10 protein-coding genes and 1 riboswitch are annotated in these 10,347 nt (G+C 35.1%); of the genes, 2 read left to right on the top strand and 8 right to left on the bottom strand.

The annotated features are described in order from the left end of the window. The first annotated feature begins 60 nt into the window (after positions 1-60). Positions 61-549, top strand: coding sequence for a YslB family protein (locus HU235_RS11030; protein WP_233452201.1), 489 nt, complete (start codon positions 61-63; stop codon positions 547-549). 103 nt (positions 550-652) lie between these two features. On the opposite strand, the gene HU235_RS11025 is transcribed toward HU235_RS11030, so the two are convergent. The 8 genes from HU235_RS11025 to HU235_RS10990 form a co-directional block, all read right to left on the bottom strand. Next, a complete protein-coding gene (locus tag HU235_RS11025; protein WP_174880254.1) occupies positions 653-1,882 on the bottom strand; it encodes an aspartate kinase in 1,230 nt (409 codons plus the stop codon). Positions 1,883-2,048: 166 nt separating this feature from the next. Then, positions 2,049-2,229: riboswitch (Lysine riboswitch) on the bottom strand. 94 nt (positions 2,230-2,323) lie between these two features. Next, the gene (gene uvrC, locus HU235_RS11020) at positions 2,324-4,099 is read right to left on the bottom strand and encodes an excinuclease ABC subunit UvrC (protein WP_095300608.1); all 1,776 of its coding nucleotides are present in this window, start codon (positions 4,097-4,099) and stop codon (positions 2,324-2,326) included. A gap of 220 nt (positions 4,100-4,319) precedes the next feature. After that, positions 4,320-4,634, bottom strand: coding sequence for a thioredoxin (gene trxA, locus HU235_RS11015; RefSeq protein WP_095300609.1), 315 nt, complete (start codon positions 4,632-4,634; stop codon positions 4,320-4,322). Between the two features lie 158 nt (positions 4,635-4,792). Beyond that, positions 4,793-5,776, bottom strand: a complete 984-nt coding sequence (locus tag HU235_RS11010; RefSeq protein WP_145584097.1) for an electron transfer flavoprotein subunit alpha/FixB family protein — start codon at positions 5,774-5,776, stop codon at positions 4,793-4,795. A 47-nt stretch (positions 5,777-5,823) separates the two neighbouring features. Further along, entirely contained in the window at positions 5,824-6,597 is a 774-nt protein-coding gene (locus HU235_RS11005) for an electron transfer flavoprotein subunit beta/FixA family protein (RefSeq protein ID WP_174880253.1), read from the bottom strand. 73 nt (positions 6,598-6,670) lie between these two features. Continuing rightward, positions 6,671-7,444 carry an enoyl-CoA hydratase gene (locus tag HU235_RS11000; protein ID WP_174880252.1) on the bottom strand — a complete coding sequence of 258 codons (774 nt, stop codon included), beginning with the start codon at positions 7,442-7,444 and terminating at the stop codon, positions 6,671-6,673. An 86-nt stretch (positions 7,445-7,530) separates the two neighbouring features. After that, positions 7,531-8,118, bottom strand: coding sequence for a TetR/AcrR family transcriptional regulator (locus tag HU235_RS10995; protein WP_095300613.1), 588 nt, complete (start codon positions 8,116-8,118; stop codon positions 7,531-7,533). A gap of 237 nt (positions 8,119-8,355) precedes the next feature. Continuing rightward, the gene (locus HU235_RS10990; protein ID WP_174880251.1) at positions 8,356-10,044 is read right to left on the bottom strand and encodes an AMP-binding protein; all 1,689 of its coding nucleotides are present in this window, start codon (positions 10,042-10,044) and stop codon (positions 8,356-8,358) included. Between the two features lie 90 nt (positions 10,045-10,134). Here HU235_RS10990 and HU235_RS24870 point away from each other — a divergent pair. Beyond that, positions 10,135-10,347 (top strand): hypothetical protein (locus HU235_RS24870; RefSeq protein ID WP_217451435.1); only part of this gene is annotated, 213 nt, incomplete at its 3' end.

The raw sequence follows: 10,347 nt of genomic DNA, 5'->3' as shown, positions 1-10,347 counted from the left end.
ATTACATGTTTTTCATAATCGTTCTTGTTATATAATAAACGATAGAAAGAGGGGAATACCGTGAATAAACAATCCATACAATTGACAAACGAAGAATTAAAAGAATTACAGACGCCTGCCTTTGGATATGAACTAATCCGAGAAGTCTTAATACCAACTATTTTAGGTAAGGACTACTCCAATATGCTTTATTGGGCAGGGAAGGAACTAGCAAGAAAATATCCGCTTAGCTCAACAGAAGAAGTGATATCTTTCTTTGAAAATGCCGGTTGGGGAAATTTAACTGTATTAAGTCTAAACAAAAACGAAATGGAATTGGAGCTTAGTGGTGATCTCATTTCATTACGTTTAGGCAAAGATAATGATTGCAGTTTCCAATTGGAAGCTGGATTTATAGCCGAGCAACTTCAAACAATTAATAGCTATATTACCGAAACTCATGAGCAAATCAAAAAGCGTGCTAAAAAAGTCATTTTTACTGCTAAATGGGATCATAAAGATAAGATTGAATCAGCGCCAATTGTCGGAAAACGTTCTGAACGAAAATGATGAAGTAGATAGCAGTAAAAAGAACTTTATTTTAATGACAATAGTACATTTGCTCTATTCTTACATAAAGGGTCTATCCATTGATAGACCCTATTCTTTCTTTTTATACTTGTGCAGCTTCTTTCGAAAGCTCAAACGTACTATGTAGAGCATCTACTGCTGTAACCATTTGTTCACCTGAAATGACAGTTGATACTTTAATTTCAGAGGTACTAACCATTTTTACATCAATTCCATTATCAGCTAATACTGAAAACATCCGAGCAGCAACTCCTGGATTTGACACCATACCTGATCCTACAATTGAGACTTTTGCAAGATTGGATTCAGATTCAATTTTTTCATATTTCAAACTGCTCTTTTCTTGCTCAAGAATTGAAATCGTCTCGTCAAGATCACTTGTTTTTATTGAAAAGGAGATGATTGTTTTTTTATCATTCGTTGTGCTCTGAATAATAATATCAACATTTAAACCATGACTTGCCAACGTTGAAAAAATTGTAGAAAGTGTCGTTAATTCATTTGGAAGTCCTATAACCGATACTCTTGTTACCTGATCCTCAAATGCAATTCCTTTTACGATTAAGTTTTCCTCCATACTCGTTTCCTCCTCAACAATTGTTCCTCTTTCATCTTCCATACTTGAACGTACTTCTAAAGGTATTTTATAATTCTTTGCAAATTCTACTGCACGTGGATGAAGTACACCTGCACCTAAATTAGCTAACTCTAACATTTCATCGTATGAAATTGCCGCTAATTTCCGTGCATTTTTCACTACTCTAGGGTCAGTAGTAAATACACCTGTTACATCCGTATAAATATCACATTTATCTGCTTCTAAAGCAGCAGCAAAAGCAACTGCGGTTGTATCAGAACCACCTCTTCCAAGCGTCGTAATCTGGCCATCCTTTGTGGCTCCTTGAAATCCAGCGACAACAACGATTTTTCCTCTATCTAATTCTGTTTTTATTTTTTCCGGATTAATATTTGTAATTCTTGCATTCCCATGCTGTTCTTCTGTTTCAATACCTGCCTGCCATCCAGTATAAGAAATTGCCTCATATCCCTTTTCCATTAAGGCTAATGCTAGAAGGGATATCGTTACTTGTTCTCCTGTCGTAAGGAGCATATCCAATTCTCTTTTACTTGGTTTTGATGTTATTTTCCCTGCTAAATCAACTAATTGATCTGTTGACTTTCCCATCGCAGATACAACAACAACCACTTGATTTCCTCTTTGTTTTTCTTGAATTACACGATTAGCAACATGCATTATTCTTTCAGCAGATCCAACAGATGTTCCACCGAATTTTTGGACAATGATTCCCAACACAATCTCACCCTTCATTGATTATTCAAATGATCAGTCATGTATGATAGAAGGCATAAAAGCTACTACTAACCGTTTACTCATTTTCTAAAAAAGCAACAAAAAAAGCAATGAGATATTAATATCCCATTGCTATACAAAACGAAAATAATAAACTTCGCTTTCACAATGAGATAGCTCTCCAAGAAATTACATTTTCTTGACAGTTTTACATCTGTTAAATGTAAAACCAGCCATTATAGCAATGGTACTATAACAGCTTCGGCAAAATTCCCTTTCACCAGCTTTCATTGGAGACCATCCTCCTCAAACAGGCTACTCTTGAATTTCGCACCTCTACCTTCATTCAATAAATAACGATCATACTATGAAATTACTAACAAGATTATCAAACTTTAATGAAAAGTGCAAGCACTTTAACAATACCACAAAAACTTCAATCTATTTGTCACTCAAATGCTCAAAGATTTGCTTTGCAATATTCTCAGGCATCCCAGCTTCTTTGAATTGTTCAATATCTGCTTCTTTCATCTTTTTCAATGATCCAAAATGCTTAAGCAACATTTTTTTCCGCTGTGCACCGACACCAGGAATATCATCCAGAATGGATTGAAAGGCGCTTTTCCCGCGGAGTTGTCTATGAAAGGTAATCGCAAACCGATGAACCTCATCCTGAATTCTTTGCAATAAATAAAATTCTTGACTGTTCCTAGAAAGGGGAATAAATTCAGGAGGTGAGCCAATTATTAGTTCTGAAGTTCTATGTTTATCATCCTTCACAAGACCTGCGATTGGAATGTCTAGACCTAACTCATTTTCTAGGACATCCTGTGCTGCAGCTAAATGCCCTTTACCACCATCTATAATAATTAAATCTGGAAGTGGTAAATCCTCCTTTAATACACGACTATATCTACGTCGTACAACCTCTCTCATTGATTCATAATCATCAGGTCCTTTTACACCTTTGATTTTATACTTACGATAATATTTTTTTGCAGGCTTACCATCTTCAAATACTACCATCGCCGATACTGGATCTGTTCCTTGAATATTTGAATTATCAAACGCCTCTATTCGGTGAGGAGTATGGATACCTAGTTTATCTCCAAGGTTTTCAACAGCTTTAATAGTACGTTCCTCATCTCTTTCAATAAGTGAAAACTTTTCCTGCAAGGCAATCTTCGCATTTTTGTGCGCAAGTAATATTAAATCCTTCTTTTTACCGCGTTTTGGCTGAAGAGCTGATACATCTAACAGCTGTTCAACTAATTTAATTTCAACACTATCAGGTAGTAAAATCTCTTTTGGTAAAAAATGATTTGCTTTTGAATAAAATTGTCCAATAAAGGTTAAAAATTCTTGTTCTGGGCTATCATAAATTGGAAACATTGACACATCGCGTTCAATTAATTTCCCTTGTCTAATAAAAAATACTTGGACACACATCCATCCTTTATCATAAGCATACCCAAAGACATCTCTATCAACAAAATCATTCATTGTCATTTTTTGTTTTTCCATCGTCGCTTCAATGTGAATAATTTGATCTCGATACTCCTGTGCGCGTTCAAATTCTAATTGCTCTGCAGCCGTAGTCATTTTCTCTTGGAGCTCTTCTTTTATCTTTTTATATCCACCATTTAAAAATTTAGTAATTTCCTCAACCATTTCTCGATTCGTTTCTTCTGATATATCATTTACACATGGAGCTAGGCATTGACCCATATGATAATATAGACATACCCGATCAGGCATTGTTGAACATTTACGAAGAGGGTATAATCGGTCCAATAATTTAATTGTTTCTCTCGCTGATTGTACATTTGGATAAGGACCAAAGTACTTTCCTTTATCCTTTTTTACTTGTCTCGTTGCAATTAATCGAGGATGACGTTCATTTGTTATTTTAATAAACGGATATGTTTTGTCATCCTTTAGCATTACATTATATTTTGGATCATATTTTTTTATAAGATTCAATTCTAAAATTAATGCTTCAATATTCGAGGACGTTACAATGTATTCAAAATCAACAATCTCATTCACTAAACGAAGTGTTTTTCCGTCATGTGATCCTGTAAAATACGAACGAACACGATTTTTTAATACTTTTGCCTTCCCTACATAAATGACCGTACCTTGGCGATCTTTCATGATATAGCATCCTGGTTGATCAGGAAGAAGTGCAAGCTTTTCCTTTATATGATCAATCATAGCAAACACTCCTTTTTTCAAATTTTATAGACGTTAATCCGCAAACATAATCGTATTCGATAAAATTATATTGGCGGATTACAGTCCATATCAAAAAACAAAACACCTCTTTATCGTATCAGATTTCGCTCATTTCAGCTATGTTAACTATACGTAATCAATGCAAAGTTTTCCTTTAAGCAGATTAAAAAAAGGACTGACAAATGTCAATCCATTTTTTTTAAACATGTTTATTTAAAACATCAGCCAATGCTTCTTTTGGTTGATAGCCAACAGCTTTATCAACAACTTCTCCATCTTTTAAGACAAGTAGTGTTGGAATACTCATTACACCGTATTTACCAGCTGTTTCTTGGTTTTCGTCAACATCAACTTTTACAATTTTCACTTTATCTCCCATATCAGAATCGAGCTCTTCTAATACTGGAGCAATCATTTTACAAGGTCCGCACCATGGTGCCCAAAAATCAACTAGTACAACACCTTCGCTTGTTTCATTTGTAAATGTTTCATCTGTAACATGTGTTATTGCCATTGTAATTCCTCCTAAAAATTGTGGGGTAAATATGATTAAAGTATAGCATCGACTTTAAAAGTTAGCTATCATTTTGCTTCAAATCTATTTTCCCCTATGTTTCCTGTTCAAAACATGAATTTCATCAATATTAGGTTTTTAATTGATTATAGAGTTTTTTAACTATTTACATTTAGCTTTAACGCCTTAATTTCTTCCGTTAATAATGGTACAACCTCAAATAAATCACCAACAATTCCATAATCAGCCACATTAAAAATATTTGCCTCTGGATCTTTATTGATTGCGACAATAACTTTTGAATTTGACATTCCAGCTAAATGTTGTATTGCCCCGGAAATTCCACAAGCAATATACAGATCAGGCGTAACAACCTTCCCTGTTTGACCTATCTGCAATGAATAGTCACAATAATTAGCATCACATGCCCCACGCGATGCACCTACAGCACCGCCAAGGACATGAGCCAATTCTTTAAGTGGTTCAAATCCTTCTTCACTTTTCACTCCTCGACCACCAGCGATAATCACTTTTGCTTCCGATAAGTCAACACCTTCAGTTGCTTTTCGAACAACCTCTTTTACAATTGTCCGTAAATCTTTAATTTCTACCGATAGTGAATGAGTTTCACCTGTCCTTGTATCATCTTTACGTAACGGATTAATATTATTTGGGCGGATTGTCGCAAAGATAAGCCCATCTGTTATAATTTGCTTTTCAAAGGCTTTACCTGAATAAATCGGTCTTGAAAAAATAACATTTCCACCTGTTATTTCAATCGCAGTTACATCAGAAATTAATCCTAATTGTAGCTTTGCAGCAATTTTTGGTGATAAATCCTTACCTAAAGCTGTATGACCTATAATTATTGCTTCCGGATTTTCCTCCTTTATTGTTGCTAATAAAGCTTGTGCATAACCATCTGGAGTATAAGTAGATAATTTTGCATCTTCAACTGTTACGACACGATCTGCTCCATAATGAATTAACTCACTTGCTAATGATGAAATGTTTTCTCCAATTAAAACACTAACAACCTCTCCACCTTCTGAAATCTCCTTCCCCGCAGCGATGACCTCATAAGAAACATTACGCAATACCTGTTCACGTGTCTCTGCCAAAACAAGAATTTTTCTCGCCATTCATTATTCCCCCTATTCATGTTTATCCCGTAAACTGTTAAGCCCTGTTAAATAACTTTTGCTTCGTTATGAAGAAGTGAAATTAATTCAGAAACTTGTTCATTTAATTCCCCTTCAAGTATTCTTCCTGCCTCCCTTTTAGCCGGTAAATATATCTCAATCGTTTTTGTCTTTGCTGCTACCTCATCTTCATTGAGATTTAAATCGTCTATTTCAAGCTCATCTAAAGGCTTCTTTTTAGCTTTCATAATCCCAGGTAAAGATGGATACCTCGGCTCATTTAACCCTTGTTGTGCAGTTACTAATAACGGTAATGTCGTTTCAATAACCTCCGAATCCCCTTCTACGTCTCTTACAATCGTTGCAGTATTTCCACTAACTTCAAGCTTCGTAATTGTTGTCACATATGGAATCGTTAATAATTCTGCTAAACGTGGTCCTACCTGACCAGACCCACCATCAATCGCAACATTACCTCCCAAAATAATATCAAACTCAACATCGTTAAAGTACTCTGCAAGTATTCGAGATGTCGTATAAGCATCACACGCTTCGATATCATCCTCGATATTTATCAGCACTGCCTTGTCACAGCCCATTGCTAATGCGGTACGTAATTGTTTTTCAGATTCATCATTTCCAATCGTTATAACCGTTACCTCTCCACTATGGTTATCTCGTAATTTTAGCGCTTCCTCTATTGCGTATTCATCATATGGGTTAATAATAAATTCAGCATCATCTTCAACGATTTGACCATTCTGTAAAACGATCTTTTCTTCTGTATCAAATGTTCTTTTCATCAGTACGAAAATATTCATTACCCATTCCCCCATTGTTTAATTGTAAACCTTAAGCTTTACTTACCATTCTCCAAGCACTTGGTTACATCATTTATTCCCCTGTAAATTTCGGTTCTCTTTTCTCAATAAAAGCTGATATTCCTTCTTTTGCATCAGAACTACCAAATACCTCTCCAAAAGAAATTGCTTCTTTTTCATAACCTTCTTGATCTAGTTTTATTTTATCTTCATTAAGAAGTGAGAGAACTGCACGAACTGTTTTTGGACTTTTTGCTGCAAATTTAGCAGCTAAACGTTTCGCTTCATTCAAAAGAATTTCCTCAGGATAAGAGTGATTTGCTAATCCGAGCCTTACTGCTTCTTCACCGGTAATAGGCTCACTAGTTAGCATCATTTCTAATGCCCGTCCATTCCCAATATATTTTGGAAGCCTCTGAGTACCGCCAAATCCCGGAATAATCCCGAGCTGTAATTCTGGAAGTCCCAATTTTGCATCATTTGAGACAAGTCGAAGATGACATGCCATCGCTAACTCAAGCCCTCCACCTAATGCAGCACCGTGTATTGCAGCTATGACTGGCTTTTGCAACGATTCAATCTTCTTAAAAACACTTTGCCCATTTTTTGACAATCTCGAAAAGTTATCCTCAGAGGATAATTGTACAAATTCTTTAATATCTGCTCCTGCTGAAAAAAACTTTCCTTTGCCATGAAGTACTACTACCCTAACTTCATTATCATGTTCAAGCTCGTCAATGAGAATTGATAATTCCTTTAAAACATCTGATGACAAAGCATTTGCTGGCTGATGATTGATTTCAATCATTGCCATGTTTTCATTTTTCTTTAGGTTTAAGTAATTCATGATACCCTCCATCTAAATCGGCTAGTCTATAACCTAATGTATGACGGGAAGAAAAAGAAATGTACATAGATTAAGACCGCTAATCGTTAATTTGATTTGGCAAAACCGTTTATAAGTAATTGATGAACCTTTTGCGTTTGTTCTGATAAAGGATATTTTTGCTCATTCATAACCCAGGTCGTAACGATTTCATCGATTGTACCGAAGATCATTTGCCTTGCTAATCTAGTATCAATTTCATCTCTAAATTCACCAGTTTCGATACCTGTGCGGATAATTTTATCGACAACATTTAAATAGCCTTTAAGTACCTCGTTAATTCTAAGTCTTAATTCCTTATTAGATTGTCTAAGCTCGAGTTGTGTCACAATTGCTAAATGATGATCTGCTGCTAATAATGAGAAGTGTGTTTTTATAAGCTTATAAAGTTTTTCTGCTGCTGTCTCAGCGGATTTTATTTCAACCTCTATTTTTTCAATAAATTCTCCCATTTTTTCTTGGAAAAGCGAAACGAGGATATCCTCCTTGTTCTTAAAATACAAGTAGATTGTTCCATCGGCTACTCCTGCTTGCTTTGCTATTTTAGAAACCTGTGCTTGATGATAGCCATTTTCCGCTATCACAATAACCGCTGCATCGATTATTTGTTTATATTTAGGTTTTTTCTGTTTCAACGTAATACTCCCCTTTTTTCATGCAATGACAAATTCTAATATTTTTTTCCAAGCATTTCTACTTAGGTTTCGTAAAATGAATGAGTAATCATTCATAAGTTAATATTAGTTTTTCAAGTCCATTTCTGTCAAGTATCTTTGATTATTTATCTCATAAAGTAATTGAAAAGTAGGAATAGAAGACACTTCGTCCCCTATTCCACATTTAAAAATGCAATGCAACAGTCATCGTTTCATTCAATTTGCGTTTTTTAGTTTTTCTTTTTCTTCCTCAATAAGAGCACGTCTTAATATTTTTCCGACCGCTGTTTTTGGTAGTTCATTTCTAAATTCATAAATATGCGGTACTTTATATGCTGCCAAATGTTTTCTTGCATATTCGTTAAACTCTTCAGCAGTTGCTGTTACCCCTTCTTTTAAAACAATGTATGCTTTTACAGTCTCTCCCCGATAAGGATCTGGAATTCCAGCTACAACTACCTCTTGGACCTTATCATGTTCATATAACACTTCTTCAATTTCCCGAGGATAAATATTATATCCACTTGCAATAATCATATCCTTCTTCCTATCTACAATATAAAAATAACCATCCTCATCCATATAGCCAATATCACCAGTATATAGCCAGCCATCTCTTAAAGCTGCTTCAGTTTCCTCAATTCGATTCCAATACCCCTTCATTACTTGCGGTCCTTTTACGAGTAATTCTCCAAGCTCATTAGGTTCTGCTCTCCCACCTGATTCATACGAAATAATCATTGCATCTGTACTCGGCCACGGCACCCCGATACTTCCTGTTTTTCTATTACTCCATAAAAAATTCGCATGAGTAACTGGTGAAGCTTCTGATAAACCGTAACCTTCTACAAGTCTGCCTCCTGTAATTTCCTCAAATTGCTCTTGAATTTCTACAGGCAATGCCGCAGATCCGCTAATACAGCCATCAATTGATGATAGATCATATTCTTTTAATTCAGGATGATTTAATAAAGAAATATAAATCGTTGGTGCACCTGGAAAAAGGGTTGGCTTTAATTTTTGGATTGTTTTTAACGTATCGGTCGGATCAAACTTCGGCAGTAGAATCATTTTAAATGCTTGCATGATGGATAGGTTCATAACTGCTGTCATCCCATATACATGAAAAAATGGAATAATCCCTAATACAGACTCTTCTCCTTTTTTACATTTATACATCCAAGCAGCACACATTTGTGTATTTGCAACTAGATTTTCATGTGTAAGCATGACACCCTTTGGAAAACCTGTAGTTCCCCCTGTATATTGGAGGATCGCTATATCCTCCTTTGGATTAATGTCCGGAATTGTAACATTAGGTAATGCTGTGAGCATAATTTTTTTGAATAAATGTGTATCTCCTTGATGTTCAACTTTTACTACTACTTGCTTTTCTTTCTTTTGTACAAGTGGATAGAGCAAATTTTTTGGGAATGGCAAATAATCCTTAATACCTGTAACAATGATATGCTTCAGATTTGTTAACGCTTTCATTTTGGAAACCCTAGGATATAATAAATCAAGCGTAATGATATATGTTGAGCCACTATCCTTTAATTGATATTCTAGCTCTCGTTCCATATAAAGCGGATTCGTCTGGACAACTATTCCGCCACACAGGATTGTTCCATAATACGCGATGACAGCCTGAGGGCAATTAGGTAGCATAATGGAAACTCTGTCACCTTTTTGTAATCCAATTGACTGCAAATAATTTGCTAATTTCAATGATTGAATATAAAGCTCAGTGTAAGATAATTCTTTCCCTAAGAAGTGGATAGCAGTTTTCGTTGGAAATTCTTTAGCGGTCTGTTGTAAATAATAAAAGAGTGGCTTTTCATCAATATTTATATGATGAGGGATATCGTTTGGGTAATGTTGTAACCATGGCTTTTGGCTTTCCATCTTATCTCCTCCTTTACGTTGTTCGAAATCGAAACCAACTAACTGATAACTATTATTTTAGTATCATGCAGATGGATAGGAGACTATATTGTGTATATTGTTGTCATATTTTTAAGTCATTTTTGGGTTAATCGCTTTTCCCCCTACCTTCATATAAAAAGTATAGCAGACTTTTTTATTTTCAGAAATATTAAAAATGCTGAAATAGCAGCAGATAAATTTAGACATAACGAAAAAGGCCTGACATACTTGATGTCAAACCAAAATCATCTATATTTTTTTGATTTTAGAAAAATACTAAAT

It is taken from the genome of Metabacillus niabensis, assembly GCF_902829255.1.
In the GTDB taxonomy this organism is placed as follows: domain Bacteria; phylum Bacillota; class Bacilli; order Bacillales; family Bacillaceae; genus Metabacillus; species Metabacillus niabensis.
Note: the sequence above shows the minus strand (reverse complement) of the source record. Positions and strands in the feature narration are given on the sequence as shown.

Coding starts and splice junctions, on each gene's coding strand:
- trxA (WP_095300609.1), bottom strand. CDS start 4,634: ATGGCAATAACACATGTTACAGATGAAACATTTACAAATGAAACAAGC.
- uvrC (WP_095300608.1), bottom strand. CDS start 4,099: ATGATTGATCATATAAAGGAAAAGCTTGCACTTCTTCCTGATCAACCA.
- HU235_RS10990 (WP_174880251.1), bottom strand. CDS start 10,044: ATGGAAAGCCAAAAGCCATGGTTACAACATTACCCAAACGATATCCCT.
- HU235_RS11005 (WP_174880253.1), bottom strand. CDS start 6,597: ATGAATATTTTCGTACTGATGAAAAGAACATTTGATACAGAAGAAAAG.
- HU235_RS11010 (WP_145584097.1), bottom strand. CDS start 5,776: ATGGCGAGAAAAATTCTTGTTTTGGCAGAGACACGTGAACAGGTATTG.
- HU235_RS11000 (WP_174880252.1), bottom strand. CDS start 7,444: ATGAATTACTTAAACCTAAAGAAAAATGAAAACATGGCAATGATTGAA.